Annotated in this window: 15 protein-coding genes; 7 read left to right on the top strand and 8 right to left on the bottom strand. The window is 36.1% G+C overall.

The features are described from left to right. Positions 1-3 precede the first annotated feature (3 nt). The gene (locus tag NCE97_RS14205) at positions 4-1,128 is read right to left on the bottom strand and encodes an ATP-grasp domain-containing protein (protein ID WP_353779946.1); all 1,125 of its coding nucleotides are present in this window, start codon (positions 1,126-1,128) and stop codon (positions 4-6) included. 75 nt (positions 1,129-1,203) lie between these two features. Beyond that, positions 1,204-3,597, bottom strand: coding sequence for a zinc-dependent metalloprotease (locus NCE97_RS14200; RefSeq protein WP_353779945.1), 2,394 nt, complete (start codon positions 3,595-3,597; stop codon positions 1,204-1,206). 71 nt (positions 3,598-3,668) lie between these two features. Here NCE97_RS14200 and prfB point away from each other — a divergent pair. From prfB to NCE97_RS14185, 3 genes are all read left to right on the top strand, one after another. Then, a protein-coding gene (gene prfB / locus NCE97_RS14195; RefSeq protein ID WP_353779944.1) for a peptide chain release factor 2 occupies positions 3,669-4,773 on the top strand; the annotation gives its coding sequence in 2 pieces (ribosomal slippage) (positions 3,669-3,731 and positions 3,733-4,773; 1,104 coding nt in all). Positions 4,774-4,783: 10 nt separating this feature from the next. Then, entirely contained in the window at positions 4,784-5,206 is a 423-nt protein-coding gene (locus tag NCE97_RS14190) for a hypothetical protein (protein WP_353779943.1), read from the top strand. Between the two features lie 92 nt (positions 5,207-5,298). After that, complete coding sequence (locus NCE97_RS14185) at positions 5,299-7,794, top strand: TonB-dependent receptor (protein WP_353779942.1); 2,496 nt, start codon at positions 5,299-5,301, stop codon at positions 7,792-7,794. Positions 7,795-8,000: 206 nt separating this feature from the next. Here the strand turns inward: NCE97_RS14185 and NCE97_RS14180 are convergent, their stop codons facing one another. The 5 genes from NCE97_RS14180 to NCE97_RS14160 form a co-directional block, all read right to left on the bottom strand. After that, a complete protein-coding gene (locus NCE97_RS14180; protein WP_353779941.1) occupies positions 8,001-8,180 on the bottom strand; it encodes a hypothetical protein in 180 nt (59 codons plus the stop codon). Positions 8,181-8,290: 110 nt separating this feature from the next. After that, positions 8,291-9,388, bottom strand: coding sequence for a hypothetical protein (locus NCE97_RS14175; protein ID WP_353779940.1), 1,098 nt, complete (start codon positions 9,386-9,388; stop codon positions 8,291-8,293). A gap of 115 nt (positions 9,389-9,503) precedes the next feature. After that, on the bottom strand, positions 9,504-10,079 hold the full coding sequence (locus tag NCE97_RS14170; protein WP_353779939.1) for a peptidoglycan-binding domain-containing protein: 576 nt from the start codon (positions 10,077-10,079) through the stop codon (positions 9,504-9,506). A gap of 115 nt (positions 10,080-10,194) precedes the next feature. After that, positions 10,195-10,764 carry a hypothetical protein gene (locus NCE97_RS14165; RefSeq protein ID WP_353779938.1) on the bottom strand — a complete coding sequence of 190 codons (570 nt, stop codon included), beginning with the start codon at positions 10,762-10,764 and terminating at the stop codon, positions 10,195-10,197. A 167-nt stretch (positions 10,765-10,931) separates the two neighbouring features. After that, a complete protein-coding gene (locus NCE97_RS14160) occupies positions 10,932-11,450 on the bottom strand; it encodes a hypothetical protein (protein ID WP_353779937.1) in 519 nt (172 codons plus the stop codon). Between the two features lie 195 nt (positions 11,451-11,645). Between NCE97_RS14160 and fumC the strand changes: the two genes are divergently transcribed. The 4 genes from fumC (at position 11,646) to NCE97_RS14140 (ending at position 16,388) form a co-directional block, all read left to right on the top strand. Further along, the gene (gene fumC, locus NCE97_RS14155; protein ID WP_353779936.1) at positions 11,646-13,043 is read left to right on the top strand and encodes a class II fumarate hydratase; all 1,398 of its coding nucleotides are present in this window, start codon (positions 11,646-11,648) and stop codon (positions 13,041-13,043) included. Positions 13,044-13,084: 41 nt separating this feature from the next. After that, positions 13,085-14,509, top strand: a complete 1,425-nt coding sequence (locus tag NCE97_RS14150; RefSeq protein ID WP_353779935.1) for a T9SS type A sorting domain-containing protein — start codon at positions 13,085-13,087, stop codon at positions 14,507-14,509. Positions 14,510-14,602: 93 nt separating this feature from the next. Beyond that, positions 14,603-15,841 (top strand): imidazolonepropionase, encoded by a 1,239-nt coding sequence (gene hutI / locus NCE97_RS14145; protein WP_353779934.1) that lies wholly within the window; start codon positions 14,603-14,605, stop codon positions 15,839-15,841. After that, entirely contained in the window at positions 15,825-16,388 is a 564-nt protein-coding gene (locus NCE97_RS14140; protein WP_353779933.1) for a hypothetical protein, read from the top strand. The genes hutI and NCE97_RS14140 overlap by 17 nt, the downstream gene beginning before the upstream one ends. 62 nt (positions 16,389-16,450) lie before the next feature. Here NCE97_RS14140 and NCE97_RS14135 read toward each other — a convergent pair whose 3' ends face one another. Then, positions 16,451-17,341, bottom strand: a complete 891-nt coding sequence (locus NCE97_RS14135) for a DUF8428 domain-containing protein (RefSeq protein ID WP_353779932.1) — start codon at positions 17,339-17,341, stop codon at positions 16,451-16,453. Positions 17,342-17,417 lie beyond the last annotated feature (76 nt).

Here is a 17,417-nt window from a genome sequence, read left to right as displayed (position 1 = left end):
TTATTAAAAAAACCTTCGTATTCTTCTAAAGACCTTGTACAACACTGGCAATGGATCTTTAATGACATACTTTACGGCTGTGTAGTTCCACAATTGAGTAAAGTAGAATAAACGCATCGGGTTTTTCTTAATATGCTTCCAAAGCCCTGCAGTAGTTACGAAACTTACATAATGTTGCTTATCGATTTCTGGTAATTGTTTATCTAATATTAGTCGACAACTCAAATAAGAAAAGTTCACATTAGTGACCATAGAAGCTAACACAGAGCCCCAAAATCTAGGGCTGATTTCTATGATTTTAAAGGTATCAGTCTTACTATCATAGCGTAAATCAACGTGCGCTACTCCAGACCAGTTCAAGGATTTCATTAAATCTTTCACAATATTCAGAAGTTTTTCATTCTCTAAAAAATCAAAAGCTAATTGCGGCTCATATATGGTTCTACCATGCATAGTTCCTTTCTGAATAGTATGTGCCAAGACTGCACCATTCTTACAAAGTACACTACAATCGATATCATAACCTTCTATATATTCTTGTACCAAATATGGTATTGTGATGTTATGATCTTCAAAGAAGTTTGAAACCGCTTCAGTAGAGTTACATGTAGTAATACCTTTTCCACCATTATTATCTACAGCAGGTTTTAGAATTACCGGAAAACCGATTTCAGATTCAATTCTATTATAATCGTCTCCTGGCTGAATTTGAAAATCTATCGGAGCATTTATATCATAATCATTAAGATGTTTACCTAGCTTAATCTTATTAGTAGCAATATTAAATGAATCTTCTGGCGGCAGTAGTGAGAGCTTATCAACCGCATTTAATGCATTACTGTGCTTTAGCATGCCTTTAATTCCTTCTTCAGAAGTCGGCATGATAACGTCTATATCATACTGGTCACAAACCTCATTAATATGATTGATCCACTGTTCATCATAATGTTCTTTGGGATAGTATAGCAGTTTCTGAACCAAATTGGACCAGCGCATCTCATGCACTTTCTTATCGGACATGAGAAACACCTTAACGCCTTTCACACCAGAAAAACAAGTGATTGCACCATAAGAGTATGCACTTTCTCCATCTGGAATAAGTACCGAGAATGTCTTTCCTACTGCCATAAGAATAAAGCTCTATGAAAGTAAGGTACAATGATAGCCTACTGCTACAAAAACTTATCGATTAAAGCCTCTATTTTAGTTTGAAGAACAAAAATCGGTTCCGATTGGGGAACCATCGGGGATTTTCGGAGAAGATTTCAACTTAAAATCTTCTGGTTTTTCATAGAACTTTTGAATCATGCGCTTGTATTCCATTCCATATACTGAATCGTCCAGCAATTTTGCTATAGAATTGATTGCATTATTAGCATGTGCTTTCACTTGGAAAAAAGTAGCATCGTTTGCAGCTAAATTCATTAGATACTTTAAGACATTCGCATTGATCATATGTTGTACTTCACTATGATAGGTATCCTCATGCGATGTTTTAAAAGTAGCTTCGATCAAACTGTTCAACAATTCATCCAATCCCAATTGCCCTTCACTTAGACTCTTTTGTTGAATCAATCGATTGGCACGTTGAGGATGTAGTAATAATTTTAGTGTAAAATCACTTGCTGTAGAAGCTGCACTCAGGGCATCAAAAGTGACACCAGTTTTACTGCTAAACGATTCTCTGCCTCTCCAATACCCAAATGCTCGTGGTGGAAAAAGCTCAAGTTTATCCTTCGGTATTGCTAGATCAGAGGCTAAAATAGTCTTCAAAACAACTGCTAATGCTAATCGCTGTTCAATCAGTGGAAGATTCTTTTTAGAAAACTGATTGTCTCCTTTCACTTTGTAGTTATAATCTAAGCCACCTATTAGCTTTACTGCCGCTTCAGTTTGGTACCTATGCAAAAAGTAAATAGGTACAAATACATCCTCTAGTACTGAGTAAGGTTCATCGCTTCTGATATTATCTTCAGAGAAATTCTTAATTGCTGATCTCCTTGCTTGTAAAATTTTCACCAACTCATTAGTGGCTATTTTACCATTATCCCATAAATGTGCTAAAGCATGTGCGCCACCTTGAGGTCTAGCATCACTATCAGTAATGAAGCGTAACCCATCGTCATAAGCCTCTTCTAAAATCGAATTTAATGCTTGCTTTTCATTCGTCCCTTTAGGAAAATCTGAATACGAATATGCTACAGTAACTTTGTCCCAATCCCCTATTTTGGTATCATAAGCATTAGTTAAATCTATATAATTACCCTGTACATTGATTAAAGGATGCGGATAATCCATCACAGAAGCTCTGTTATTTGTACTTGCAGCAAAATTGTGAGCAAAACCAATGGTATGGCCAACTTCGTGGGCACTCAATTGTCGTATTCTAGCAAGAGCTACATCTAGCATGAACTGGTAATTATCGTCACTATCTTCAAATGGTTTGAGCATCAATGCTTGAGCAATCATGAAATCCTGACGAATTCGTAAACTTCCTAAACTCACATGACCTTTAATGATTTCACCTGTTCTCGGATCGACCACACTAGCACCATAACTCCAACCTCTTGTGGAACGATGCACCCATTGTATCACATTATATCTACAGTCCATAGGATCGGCATCTGCTGGCAACATTTTCACCTGGAAAGCATCTTTAAACCCAATCGCTTCATAAGCTTGGTTCCACCATCTGGCACCATCTAATAATGCTGAACGTACAGGTTCAGGAGTACCAGAATCTAGATAATAGATTATTGGTTCTATGGCTTCACTCACTTCAGCATTCGGATTCTTTTTTTCTAAACGATGACGTATCACAAATCGCTTTCTAATTGGTTCCTGTACAGGTATTGCATAATCCATATAGGACATTGAAATGGCACCACTTCGTACATCAAATACTCTCGGCTTATAATTATTATCTGGAAGCTCTATAAAACTGTGATGCTGCGTCACTGAGACTAATGAAGCTGTAGGTGTGACACTTCTCAAATAACGCCCAGAAGGTTCGCCCTTGAAAGTTAATAAGACATCAAACTCAACATTCTTCGGAAAGGCTTTAGTTCGGGATAAATTGATAGCACTTTTAGAAGTATCTAGATTATAGTTTCCTTCCTTAGATCGCTTCAATGAATTGCTAACACCATGCGTGTCTTGCATCAAAAACGGTGTCATATCCACAACAAATTTTCCGTTATCCTCTTCTACGATTTTAAAACCAAATAACACTGATTTGGCGAAGGCTTGCTCAATACTTTCACGTTCCAAGTCATTATCCGTATTCGCTCTATAATTAAGATTAGGTTGTACTAGTAATAGCTTATTCCCAGCTCTTTGAAATTTTACCAAGCGTTCATTTCCTAACTGTCCTCTATCCAAACCGATATCATTACTCCCAATACCGCTCGACAGAGAATTGATGTATAGAAACTCTTTATCCAAGTCTTTTACTTCGAGATAAATCTTATCTGTAGATTCTTCATAATAAAAATCAAAAAAACCTTTATAGGATTCTAATGATTTACCCTTTAAAACTTGGGAATAACTAATAAATGAAAGACATAAAATGATACCGAGAATGAGTTGGCGTAGCATAATGAGAAAATTAAAACCTAAAATTACGTATTATCTTCAGAAATTCTATTTTTGTTGAAAATATAAAAGCAATGATTACTTCAGATAATATCAAAGACCTTAATGAGCGTGTTGCTGCGTTAAGGCAATATCTTTGACATTGATGCTAAGCTCATAGAAATCTCTAACGAAGAAGAGCAAACTTTTGACCCAAATTTTTGGAACGATTCTAAAACTGCCGAAAAGGTGATGCAATCGTTACGCTCTAAAAAGAAATGGGTTGAGGATTACAATAAATCCAAATCTTTTAGTGAAGACTTAGATGTACTCTACGAATTCTATAAGGCAGAAGAAGTTACTATAGAAGAATTAGAGACTCAATACGAAAAAGCACAAAATTTTATTGAAGATTTAGAGTTCAGGAATATGCTTTCTGAAGAAGGTGACAATCTAAGTGCCGTACTTCAAATAACTGCTGGTGCTGGAGGTACCGAAAGCTGTGATTGGGCTAGTATGCTGATGCGTATGTACATTATGTATGCTGAAAAAAACGGTTATAAAGTCAAGGAGTTGAACTTACAAGAAGGCGATGTCGCTGGAATAAAAAGCGTAACTTTAGAGATTGAAGGCGAATTTGCTTTTGGATGGCTAAAAGGTGAAAACGGTGTACATCGTTTAGTACGTATTTCACCATTTGATAGTAATGCAAAGCGTCATACGAGTTTTGCTTCAGTATATGTGTATCCTCTGGTTGATGATTCTATAGAAATAGAAATCAATCCTGCGGAAATTGAGATTACTACAGCGCGCTCTAGTGGTGCTGGTGGACAAAACGTCAATAAAGTTGAGACTAAGGTTCAACTGACGCATAAGCCGACTGGAATTCAAATATCCTGTTCAGAAACACGTTCTCAACACGATAACCGAGCCAGAGCATTGCAAATGCTGAAATCGCAATTGTATGAAATTGAGTTGCAAAAACAGATGGCTCAACGAGACGATATCGAAGCTAGTAAGATGAAAATTGAATGGGGAAGCCAAATCCGTAACTATGTGATGCATCCTTACAAACTGGTTAAAGATGTAAGAACAGCTCACGAAACCGGAAATGTAGATTCCGTAATGGATGGTGAAATAATGCCGTTCCTTAAGGCATACCTAATGATGATGGGACAAAAGAATGAAAACGAATTATAAAATAGTACCAATGAAACGTTATTTACTCATAATGCTTCTTAGCTTTTGCTGTGCGATTAGTGCTCAACAAGGGACTTCCTTAACCGATAAGCAAAAAGCAAAGCAAGAAGAAGAAATTGAAAAGCGCAAAGCTAAATATGTAGATGACCTAATAGCGGAGCTTAATATTGACGAGTTTCAGCAGCATATCGTAAAGCAGAAACTATACGACTATTTTGATGAAAAGCTAAAGATTCTACAGATCAATCAACCGTATTTTAAGCGTGAGCAACAGATACAAGACCTTGATGCTACGTATTTTGAAGATTTAAATGGTGTTATTCCAGATGAAGCCATTGCAAAAATGAAGAAACGTCTAAAAGGTGAAGACGAAGAGGATTCAAAAAAGAAAAAGAAGAAGAAAAAGCGCAAAAAGAAGTCTAAAGACAATTAACTTTTGTTTAGTTTTTGCGGCCTTCCTTTTAACACAAGTTTAACCCCTACTCGATTTCTATAGCTCTATTTTTGTGCATCAAAAAAAGACTAATGAAATATTTCGCGCTAACCATCACCCTTTTTCTATGCTGTTTCTCTACTTGGTCCCAATCCGAAGTTAAAGTTTCAGGAAAAGTATTAGAATCAGATACCAAAGCACCTTTAGAATATGCAACCATAGCATTTCTAAGCAAAAAAGATAATACCATTGTTACTGGAGGCATCACAGATGCCAAGGGTGAATTCAGTATTCCTGTACCTCGTGGGATGTACGATATTTCCATCGAATATATCTCTTATAAAACCGTAACGCTAAAAGACAGACGAGTTAATGGTGATACCAACCTTGGTGTCATCAACTTGGATATAGATATTGAAGCCTTAGGAGAAGTAGAGGTTATTGCAGAGCGAACGACAGTAGAAATAAAACTCGACAAAAAAGTATACAATGTTGGTAAGGACTTAACGGTTCGTGGTGGTACCGTTAGTGATGTCTTAGATAACGTGCCTTCTGTTTCTGTAGATGTAGAAGGTAATGTATCGCTTAGAGGAAATGATGATGTGCGTATCCTTATTAATGGGAAACCTTCAGGATTGGTTGGATTGAACTCCACTGATGCCTTACGTCAATTACCAGCAGAATCTATAGAGCGTGTCGAAGTGATTACATCACCTTCAGCACGATATGATGCTGAAGGTTCAGCAGGTATTCTAAACATTATTCTTAGACGAAGTAAACTACAAGGCTTAAATGGTGCCATAACCGTAAATGGTGGCTATCCAACTTCTGCAGGGGTTTCTGGAAATATCAATTTCAGAACAGGAGATCTCAATATTTTCAACACATCAAGTTATAACTATCGTGAAGTCCCAGGAAATGCATTTAGTGATACAGAATTTTTTAATGGTGATGAGCCAAGTACGTTTCTAAGAGAGGATAGAGATTTTGACAGAATCCGTAAAGGCTACAGTACCAATACAGGTGTAGAATGGTATGTTAACAAATCGAGTTCTATCACTGCGGCATTGGTTTACAGAAATAGCGATAATGAAAGTAATACGACCAATATTGCCGATGAGCTAGATGCAAATGGCAACATTCTGAATACTAACTTACGTAGAGACCCTGAGTTTGAAGATGACAAAACTGTACAGTATTCTGTGAATTACGATAAGCAATTCAATGAGAACAGCCAGCATCGTTTGACTTTTGACTTTCAGTATGAAGATAGTAATGAAACTGAAGTCTCACTGATTAACCAAAACGGGTTCGATGTAGAGAATGTCATCACAGATGAAGAACAACAGCGCATGTTGTTGCAAGCGGATTATGTGCAGCCTATCAAAGAAAATGGACAATTTGAAATTGGATATCGTGGCGAGTTTTTCGATTTATTGACGGACTATTTAGTAGAATCTAGTTTTGATAATGGTGAAACGTTTGAAGTTAATACGAACTTGAGTAACACACTCGATTTCAAGCAGCAAGTCAATGCCTTTTACACACAATACGGAAATCGTCTCGGTAAGAAATTCTCATACCTTTTAGGATTACGTTTTGAAGGCACACGAATTACAATCGATCAGGTTACTAGTGGTGAGTTTGACAAGAAGGAATACAATCAGTTATTCCCAACGGTGAATTTAGCTTATGAGCTCTCAGAAGACGAGAACATCACGTTTGGCTATAACCGAAGAATCCGAAGACCAAGATCACGATTCATCAATCCATTCCCTTCTAGGAACAGTGCTACTAACCTATTCCAAGGAAATCCAGATTTAGACCCAAGTACATCCAATGCTTTTGATTTGGGGTATTTTAGACGCTTCGGAAAGTTAACATTGACGAGTTCTATCTACTTTCAACGTTCAGAAGATGCCTTCAACTTTGTGGCTTTAGAAACAGATAACTTCTACATTTTTGAGACAAATCAAACGATAAATATCAACGATCCCAATTTCGATATGCTCAACGAGCAGTTCGATTTGGTTCCTGTAATCAGACGTACTCCTATCAATTTGGCGACCAATGATCGTTTTGGGTTTGAGTTTACACTGACCTACAGACCAACACGCAAATGGAATCTTAATGGAAACTTCAACCTATTCAATTCTAAAACGCGTGGTGATTTTGAAGGACAGAATTTCGATGCCGATAACTTAAGCTGGTTTGTACGTTTGAATAACAAGTACACACTTCCTGGCGATATTGATTGGCAAACACGTTTGTTCTACAGAGGACCAAGTGAAACAGCACAAAGTAAGAACCAAGGGATTTTCTCTACAAGCTTAGCGTTTAGCAAGGACTTATTTAATGACAAGGCGTCACTAGCCTTTAGAGTTGATGATGTGTTCAATTCCAGAAAGCGTAAGAGTGACAACTTTACAAATACCTTTGAAACGTATAGCGAATTCCAATGGCGTGAGCGCAGCTTTAACTTGAGCTTTACCTATCGTTTCAACCAGAAGAAACAACGTGACCGCGGTCGCGGACAAGGTTCTGGAGATAACTTTGATTTTGAAGGAGGTTCGCCTGGTACACCGTAAGACTATTTACGGATCTTGAGCGCAGTTAAAATATAACGGATATTGAGCGGAGTCGAGATGCTGTTATACTTTAAGGTCACTTCGACTCCGCTCAGTGACCTGAAAACAATTCATGAAAGATGCTTCGACTCCGCTCAGCATCCAGGAAATAGAAATAAAAAAAGGGAAACATTATGTTTCCCTTCTTAATATATCTTATATAAAGCTTAAGCGTTAGCGGCTTTCTTAGCTTTCTTTTCTTCTCTGATTTCTTTTAAACGCTCAATAAGCGAACCACCAATCCAGTAAGGAATTACAAAGGTTAACAAAAAGATCATTAACCAAAAGCCAATGGTTAGTATAGTTAAAAATGCTAAAAATCCTAAGTATTGATCAAATTCAAACATGGTGTTCGTGTCGTTTTATAAAGTTTAGGCAAAGATATAGCGTTTGTTTTTTATTTACAATAGCAAATTACAGATTTGTTAACAGGAAATGAACAGAAAAGCGACTTCAACTATTCTTTTGTTAATGCTCTTATTAATGCGCCAAAAAATCCACCAGCAATTTCGGCTAAAGTGTACAAATCAAAATGTTGTGCTCTTATGTTTTTGAACATTCGTCTAATTCTTGATTTGAGTATTTTAAATTCTTGTATGATTATTTCTTCATTCGATTCCAAGAATGGTTCAATTAGTTCATTATGCTTGGTTGGATAACTTCCGTAAAGATGAATTCTACCATCAGTGAAAATTGGATGTACAGTAATCTCATTAGTAAATACACCTATTTGGCTCAATGCCAATTCTGTCATATCATCAAAATAGTTGCCATAATCTATTTTTCCATGTATAGGCTTCTTAGCTTTGAAAGCTTGAGCAGCAAAAGATTTCCCAAATGGTAGTTTCATATCAATGAAATCTTTCAATAAGAGATATGGGCTTTTATGCATTTTTTCTTTGTTCTTATTGAATAAATCCAGAGTGTAGTTTACATTATCTTCATCTAAAAGAAAAATCACATCGTCTTTAATCTTCACAACAAACCACAGTGAATGCATAACATCTGGAAAATTGGAAAACGCGATCTTAACAGGTTTATAAATTTCATTAGATAGAATATACTGACTCCTTAGTATATCTCTCGTTTTTATTAATAACCAACGATAGCACGACTCAAAGATACATTTCACGGCATGCTCTAGAAGCTTGATATCTATGACCAAAGACTTTGGTAATATCAATTCAATTTTATTATAGCGACCTATACCGTCTACATCGAGTTGAAGGTTTATGCTTCTAGCTGGTGCTAAATCACTCTTGATAACTTCAAGGTAGCCAATAAGTATTGTTGAATCAGAGGTTACAGGTTCGCTAACTTTCAATTTAAATAATCTTGACTTACAACTAATGAATTGAGATTCATAAGATGCCTTTAAACTAGAATTCTTTATAAAATTAGCTGTATAAGTATATAAAATTGATTCTATTTGATCTATGATATAGTCGTCAATTTCTTCAGCGGCTTTAACTATATCTCGGAATTTCTTATTTGCGTATTTATTCTCTAAACCCTGAATGATTATTGATCTAAGAATATTTTCAAGTTTGTACATAATAGCTATAGGACAATGGATATTAATATATGTCTAAATTATACTAAAAATTGTTACAATGAATACGTAGATATACGCATTTTTAGAGACTTATCAATATAGAATTAAAGCACAATCAGTTTTTTTCAATCATAGTCTCCCATTTTGAATCAAACTTGGTAATAAAAACTTCATAAGAGCTTTTTTGAGATAGGGCCTGCAATGTTTTAGCGTCAATTTTTTTTGTTACCTCTAAACCATTTTCTCGTTGAAAATTTTCAATCGCTAGAATTAAATCATCATTAGGGACTACATAATCATTTGAAGTAAATATACCATTCTCCACACCTAGAGCACTACAAGTATAGTATATTACTTTTTCTCTGGCTTGTTTACGTATGGAGTCAGAATATATAACATCTAGATTATAGACTTCATTAGCAGCAAGGGCTGCTTGTCCGTAAATTAAAGTCTTATTTTCCGAACTTAGAGCACTAATACTTTGATCTGAAACATAATCCAAAAAGAAAGCATTTGAAAGTGCCATTTTACTTTCCTTATGCTTATAAACCTGAATAAACTCTCCAATTAAAGGACATTTCAGCCCTGTTATTCCATCATAAGTGACAGCATCAATTGGAGCTATGTCAATTTTATCTTTTAACGAGCATTTTTTAGGAATATGAACATATCCATCTTCTGCAAATCCCATGTCCTCACTGTTGAAGTACATTTTACATTTTATAGGTAAATTCTTAGAATTTACAACTCTTATCTTTCTGATTTCTTGAGCGGACAATGAACAAACCAAACATAAACACAATATCTTAATTAATAGCCTCATTTGTTTTCTGTTTTTTAACTAAATATCTATAGTAAATTATTATCAATATCATACTAATGAAAAATATAATCCCGTTGAGAAAAATTTGATTGGACACTAAAAGGGTTAAAAAATCTCGCTCTCTGATTCGTACAGCTTGATCGCCCGAAATACTTGCCAACTCAATTGTATTTCTCTTGCTTTTTAAATTATTGAACTTTACCACAAACTCGGCATCTGGATGTATTTCTTCAATTAAAAAACTAAAACAATTTTTAGTGATTCCGTTTGTATCAATCTTTCTTTGTATCTGAGAAGCCGGAGCTGTTGGATAAATACGAAATGTATCTGGATTAACTATAGTATCAGTACAAATTTTGAAGTTAAGCCCTTTTAGCTTGTGGGACGAAGATAGATTGTTGAGCTTAAGGTTAGACATCCCATTGTTGGTAGTCTTAAATTGGTATTCAATGATTGGAGATAGTTTAGTGTTTTCGATGATGTTATTCAAGGACCAAGTCAATAATCCAACTAAAGCAACAAATAAATAAGGGAATTTTTCTTGAATAAACATACAGTCTAAAAAAGTTACTTAAAGGAATTTTCTACTAAGTTAGCTTTAATAATCTCAAAAGTCAATACGTACACCTACGTATTTTTTCAGTAGTAAATTATAGTACGTTAAGAAGAAAAAAGGTAGGGTTTGTGGTCGACTATATTGCAACCACTATCTCTCTTTAATTAACGATTTAATTGAAAGCTATCCATTATCCTTAATGATTCAATGCGATTGTTTTCATAGGTCTTATGAAGTGTAATAAATGTCAATGTATAGATATCTTTATCTAATAACCAACTGTAGAAAACAGTTATAAACTTATAACCATCTGAACTTCCTTCTGCAATTAATTTATGAAACCATAAGCCATGTTGGTATTCAATTTTACTGTGTAAAATTTTATTATCAACCAATAGCCTATTTATTTCTTTTTCTACTACACTTTTGTATTTCTCTAATGAAATATTTGGGCTATTATTCGGTCGCTTAATTAAGTTTATGTTCTCAGTAAATATGTATGCACTTTCAGAATCATTTGGATAAAGAAAGAAGATTGCCTCATCTTCATCTGAATCATTTAAAATCCAATTGGAAGGATATTCTATATAACAATTATCCTTAAAATATTTATTTAACTCATCTGACTCCTGAGCAAAATTCAATAAGGGGAAAAAGACCAAAAGCAGAACCAATCTTTTCAATTCTTTATTAATACTCGACATAAAGGTATTTACAGTTAAGTTGTTTTGTTTTCAACAAAGTTAATTTTAATAAGCTATAAAATCAATAGGTCACTGATGTATTTTTCAGCAGAAAGTCATCAATTTACGTGCAAAAAATCTTGTTAAATCGTAACTTTGCACTGCAAAATTAAAACCACAAAAAATAGCCACATAATGGACTACAGAATAGAAAAAGATACCATGGGCGAGGTTAAAGTCCCTGCAGATAAACTTTGGGGTGCACAAACCGAGCGTTCTCGTAATAATTTCAAAATCGGAGCAGCAGCCTCTATGCCACTAGAAGTGGTGTATGGCTTTGCTTATCTTAAAAAAGCAGCAGCCTACACCAACTGTGAACTTGGTGTACTGCCAATTGAAAAACGTGATGCTATTGCAGCCGTTTGTGATGAAATTTTAGAAGGTAAGCACGATGATCAGTTTCCATTAGTGGTTTGGCAAACAGGTTCTGGGACGCAAAGTAATATGAACGTTAACGAAGTCATTGCTAATAGAGCACATCAATTGGCTGGTAAAGTCATAGGAGAGGGAGAAAAAACTATTGCTCCTAACGATGACGTTAACAAGTCGCAATCGTCTAACGATACCTTCCCTACTGGGATGCACATTGCTGCCTATAAAAAGATTGTAGAAGTAACAATTCCAGGTGTTCAGCAATTGAGAGATACTTTAAAGAAAAAATCAGAAGACTTTAAAGACTGTGTAAAGATTGGTCGCACACACCTTATGGATGCAACGCCATTGACACTTGGTCAAGAGTTTTCTGGATATGTGTCACAACTCGATCATGGACTTAAAGCCTTAGAAAACACCTTACCGCATTTAGCAGAATTAGCCCTTGGTGGTACTGCAGTAGGTACAGGACTCAATACACCAAAAGGTTATGCAAAGCGTGTGTCTGAATTTATCGCAGAGTTCACAGGTTTGCCATTTGTATCCGCAGACAACAAGTTTGAAGCCTTAGCAGCACACGATGCTATTGTAGAAAGTCATGGCGCTTTAAAGCAATTGGCAGTGTCCTTAAATAAAATCGCAAACGATATTCGTATGATGGCGTCTGGTCCACGTTCAGGGATTGGAGAAATCATCATTCCAGCCAATGAGCCAGGAAGTTCAATCATGCCAGGAAAAGTAAATCCTACTCAATGTGAAGCCTTAACAATGGTTTGTGCTCAAGTGATGGGTAACGATGTTGCCATTACTGTTGGTGGTACACAAGGACATTATGAGCTTAATGTCTTCAAACCTATGATGGCTGCAAACATTCTGCACTCAGCGCAATTAATTGGTGACGCTTGTGTCAGCTTTGATGTGAATTGTGCTGCAGGTATAGAGCCAAATCATTCAGTGATTAAAACCTTATTGAATAATTCATTGATGTTGGTGACTGCTTTAAACACCAAAATCGGTTACTACAAAGCCGCTGAGATTGCTAATACAGCGCACAAAAACGGAACAACACTTAGAGAAGAAGCTATTAATCTTGGTTATGTTACAGCCGAAGAATATGACGAATGGGTGAAACCAGAAGATATGGTTGGCAGCCTCAAATAATGTTGTAACTTTAACATATTCAAAATATTTAACTCACGTATATGAAATTAAGACTACTCACCCTATTTACTATTGTAGTATATTCTTTTTCAGCCACTTCGCAAACCACATTTGCGGCTGGTGTAAACATAGATCCCAATGTTGGTGCTGATCCTTATGCTATTAATTCTGCCGACCTCGATGGCGACACTTTTATAGATATCGTTATTGGTACGTATAACTTCTCTTCAGATTTTATTCGTTGGTACAAGAACGATGGTTTAGGAAACTTTACGCAACAAACAGTAATATCAAACGATGCTGGACTTCAAGGTATTGGAGGCTTAGCCATTGCTGACTTAGATGGTATTAACGGAAACGATATTATCGCTGGTTCCTACAGTGGTAAAGTGGTTTGGTTTGCCAATGATGGTATGGGTGGCTTTGGTGCTGAGCAACTTATAGGAAACTTATTAGGTGCTGGTCAAGTGACTACTGCCGATATCAATAATGATGGTCACTTGGATGTTGTTGGTGTTGGTTTCGACGCTAATAAAGTGGTGTGGTACGCTGGTGATAGTGCTGGAAATTTTGGTTCAGAACAAATCATAGAAGATACTGCGAATTTCCCTGGTTTAGTCACACAACCTGGCAACGTAAGCTTTACTGACCTTGATGGTGATACAGACTTAGACGCACTTATCGGTTATGTAGATACTACAACCGATGGTACTATCGAAGTATTCTACAATCAGTACATAGAAAGCGGTACAATGACTGTATCTTGGTTGAAAGATGCTAATACTGTAACGAGTGGAGATCCATTCTTGTTTGTAGCAGCATTTGCAGATGTTAATGATGATATGGTTACGGACATCATAAAATGTGATAATGTATCTGGTGAAGTCGCTTGGTACAACAAAGAAATGGATGGTACTTATACCGAAACAGGAATCTCTGACGATACCATTATAGACAGACCTGCTGTTGTAAAAGTTTCAGATTTAGATAATGATGGCTATAACGATGTTGTGCTTACGGATGGTGGAACAGCTGATGATTCTATTATTTGGTTTGAAAGTACAAACTCAGGAGGATTCAATACAGAGGCTTTGATTGCGGATAATAACCATCAAGTATTTGCGTTTACAATCGCTGATTTCGATGGTGATACAGATAAAGATATTGCTACTGTTGGTTTTGGAAGCGATACCTTAGATTGGTACGAAAATGAATTATTCACATTAGGTATAGACGATTTAGAATCTGAAACTATTTCTATGTTTCCAAATCCTTCAAAAGGCATGGTATACTTCAAAGGCATCGATACGTTGATGGAAATCAATGTATACAGTATTTTAGGAGAGCGTATTCTCAGTGCTAGTGTCAATGAATCATCACCTTTAGATATTTCTAATCTTGCAAGTGGTGTCTATATGATTCAGTTTGAAGGTTCTAATGCTTCACAACGACTCGTAAAACAATAGATTCAAAATACAATAAGAGAACGCTAGCAATTTTGCTGGCGTTTTTTTATTCCCCAAAATTTAAGCACCTTTGAAACGAATAACGCATCATCTATGTCTTCGATTTTAATTACCAACATTAAAGAATTAGTTCAAGTACGCAATCACAACGTTACTATTGTGAAAGGTAGCGATATGAAGCAATTGCCAGTTCTCGAAAATGCCTACTTGCTTATAGAGCACGATACCATTGTAGAATATGGTCCTATGGCTGATTGTGAAGGTATTGAAGCAGACACGATAATAGATGCAACGGATCGCGTGGTCTTACCAACTTGGTGCGATTCTCATACGCATATTGTCTATGCAGGAAACAGAGTTTCAGAATTTGTAGATCGTATCAATGGATTGAGCTACGCTGAAATTGCTGAGCGTGGTGGCGGTATTTTGAATTCTGCACAGAAGCTTCAAGCGACATCGGAAGATAACTTGTACGAGCAAGCTTCAGAACGCTTGAAAAATCTAATTCAGCTTGGTACTGGTGCGATTGAAATAAAGTCTGGTTATGGACTTACAGTAGATGCAGAACTAAAAATGCTCCGAGTCATTGAGCGTCTCAAAAAGGATTTTAAGTTGCCAGTTAAAGCGACATTACTAGGTGCACACGCCATTCCGGCAGAATACAGAGATAACAAAACTGCTTATGTGGATTTAGTGATCAACGAATTGATTCCAAAAGTAGCTAATGAAGACTTGGCAGAATATGTCGACATCTTCTGTGAAAAAGGCTATTTCGACCTAGAAGACACAGACCGCATTTTAGAAGCTGGTAGAGCACATGGATTGATTCCTAAGATTCATGTGAATCAATTCAACGCTTTTGGTGGTGTGGCTTTAGGTATAAAGCATAACGCCTTATCTGTAGACCATTTGGAAGAACTCAACAACGACGATATCGAAGCTTTAAAAGGTTCTGAAACGATGCCAGTGGCGCTTCCACTCTGCTCCTATTTTCTAAGCATTCCTTATACGCCAGCCAGACAATTGCTCGATGCCGAGTTGCCTGTTGCTATTGCTTCAGATTATAATCCCGGTTCAACACCAAGTGGAAACATGAACCAAGTGGTTAGTGCGGCTTGTATAAAACTAAAAATGACTCCAGAAGAAGCTATTAATGCAGCAACGATAAATGGAGCTTATGCGATTGGCTTAAGCAATATGTATGGCAGCATCTGCAGAGGCAAAAAAGCCAATGTCATGATTACTAAACCTATTCCAGGTTATCATTATTTGCCTTATGCCTTTGGTGATCATCATATAGACAAGGTTATCATTCATGGAGAAGTTCAATGAGGTATTTGTCAGTAACGAACCGCTTTCAAAAACATTGAAAGCTCAGGATGTATCTTCCTTCGCTCAAGCTTGTGATTATATTAGAAATCTGCCCTATGGTCGAAATTCGGATCGTAGTGATTTCAACCTTATTTTACGTGAAGAGAAAGGTACATGTTCCACCAAGCATGCCTTTTTAAAGCAGTTGGCCATAGAAAATAATATTCCTGTTGAACTCTGTATCGGTGTTTATAAAATGAATGCTGAAAATACCAAAGGCATTGGTTCTGTTCTAGATGCTAATCAATTAGACTATATTCCTGAAGCGCATTGCTACCTTAAGTTTGAAGGGAAACGTTACGATTTCACGAAGCAAAATTCAAATGCAAACATGTTTGAAAGTGTCTTATTGTTTGAAGCTTCTATCCAACCTGAACAGATTGGTGATTATAAAGTTGCTTTGCATCAAGATTATATAAAGTCTTGGATTGCTTCAGAAGGTATTCCTTATGCTTTTGAGGACGTTTGGACAATTAGAGAAGCATGCATCGCTAACCTTAGCGCATAAAAAAACTCGGGAATTGTAGGATTCCCGAGTCTTAGGATTAATCAATCAATTTTCAATCTCTATTACTTTAGTGTAAACTCCGAAGAGGACACTAAATCTTGATCATTAAAAACGTTAACTATGTAACGACCTTTTTCGAATTTATCGTCACCAGCTGGTGCTACAAATTCGCATATATTTAAGTTTCTGTTTTCGTAATTGAATTTACTTACCAAACTAAAGTTAAGTACTTTACCGTCTTCGAATTGTACTTGTTGGTTAGTACCCAATACGTTGTCATTTGGATCAATTACCTGAACATATAATTCTTTATCTCCTGCTTGTACTAAGCTGTTTTTAGCTACTGTATAGCATACTCTAATCTTGTCACTTCTACGTGCTCTTTCTGTTGGAATTAATTTCCCTGAACTTCTTTCGATAACTCCAAATCCTTTCAATCCAACGGTTTGAAGTACTGCAGCGTTTTCTACAACTTCTGCCAATTCAGTATTTTGTACTAATAGCGAGTCTGTAAACATTGTACGCTCAACTAATTGTACTTGTGTGCTGTCTAATGTTTCTGCTAATAATTTGTTTTCAACTTTTAAGCTATCGTTCTCTGCCAATAATACATTCATTTCATCCTGTAGGGCTAAGAACTTCTTTTTGTATCTCCATAAGCTGTTGACACTATTTTGAGAAATCTTAAGAGAATCCATTAATCCTTGGATACGCTCTCTGGCTTCTACTAATTTTTGGTTTGTAACTTCGTTCTCACCAATTGCAAGGTCATACTGCTTAGCCATATTGCTAAGATCATCCATAACTTGTTTTTTCTCGCTGATGAGCGTAGCCTCGTTTTCTTTCTTCTCATTATACAACTTAGATGTGTAAAATGCGGTTCCTAAGAACAAGGCTAACATAATCCCTAATGCTACCTTTAGTGCTGTACTTTTGCTTTTTGAATTTTCCATAGGTTACTTGTTGTTTAAGTTATTGAAACGTTAATTCTTATTTTTAATTACATAACTTTCTTAACTGCAAAGTAGA

Source organism: Winogradskyella sp. 3972H.M.0a.05 (assembly GCF_040493455.1).
Taxonomy (GTDB): Bacteria; Bacteroidota; Bacteroidia; order Flavobacteriales; family Flavobacteriaceae; genus Microcosmobacter.
The sequence above is the reverse complement of the archived record's forward strand: the minus strand, read 5'-3'. Positions and strand labels throughout refer to the sequence as shown.

Bases quoted from the DNA above. Each gene is read 5' to 3' on its own strand.
- NCE97_RS14185 (WP_353779942.1), top strand. From the start codon at position 5,299: ATGAAATATTTCGCGCTAACCATCACCCTTTTTCTATGCTGTTTCTCT.
- NCE97_RS14200 (WP_353779945.1), bottom strand. From the start codon at position 3,597: ATGCTACGCCAACTCATTCTCGGTATCATTTTATGTCTTTCATTTATT.
- NCE97_RS14175 (WP_353779940.1), bottom strand. From the start codon at position 9,388: ATGTACAAACTTGAAAATATTCTTAGATCAATAATCATTCAGGGTTTA.
- NCE97_RS14170 (WP_353779939.1), bottom strand. From the start codon at position 10,079: ATGGGATTTGCAGAAGATGGATATGTTCATATTCCTAAAAAATGCTCG.
- hutI (WP_353779934.1), top strand. From the start codon at position 14,603: ATGTCTTCGATTTTAATTACCAACATTAAAGAATTAGTTCAAGTACGC.
- NCE97_RS14140 (WP_353779933.1), top strand. From the start codon at position 15,825: ATGGAGAAGTTCAATGAGGTATTTGTCAGTAACGAACCGCTTTCAAAA.
- NCE97_RS14180 (WP_353779941.1), bottom strand. From the start codon at position 8,180: ATGTTTGAATTTGATCAATACTTAGGATTTTTAGCATTTTTAACTATA.
- NCE97_RS14190 (WP_353779943.1), top strand. From the start codon at position 4,784: ATGAAACGTTATTTACTCATAATGCTTCTTAGCTTTTGCTGTGCGATT.
- fumC (WP_353779936.1), top strand. From the start codon at position 11,646: ATGGACTACAGAATAGAAAAAGATACCATGGGCGAGGTTAAAGTCCCT.
- NCE97_RS14135 (WP_353779932.1), bottom strand. From the start codon at position 17,341: ATGGAAAATTCAAAAAGCAAAAGTACAGCACTAAAGGTAGCATTAGGG.
- NCE97_RS14165 (WP_353779938.1), bottom strand. From the start codon at position 10,764: ATGTTTATTCAAGAAAAATTCCCTTATTTATTTGTTGCTTTAGTTGGA.
- NCE97_RS14205 (WP_353779946.1), bottom strand. From the start codon at position 1,128: ATGGCAGTAGGAAAGACATTCTCGGTACTTATTCCAGATGGAGAAAGT.
- NCE97_RS14150 (WP_353779935.1), top strand. From the start codon at position 13,085: ATGAAATTAAGACTACTCACCCTATTTACTATTGTAGTATATTCTTTT.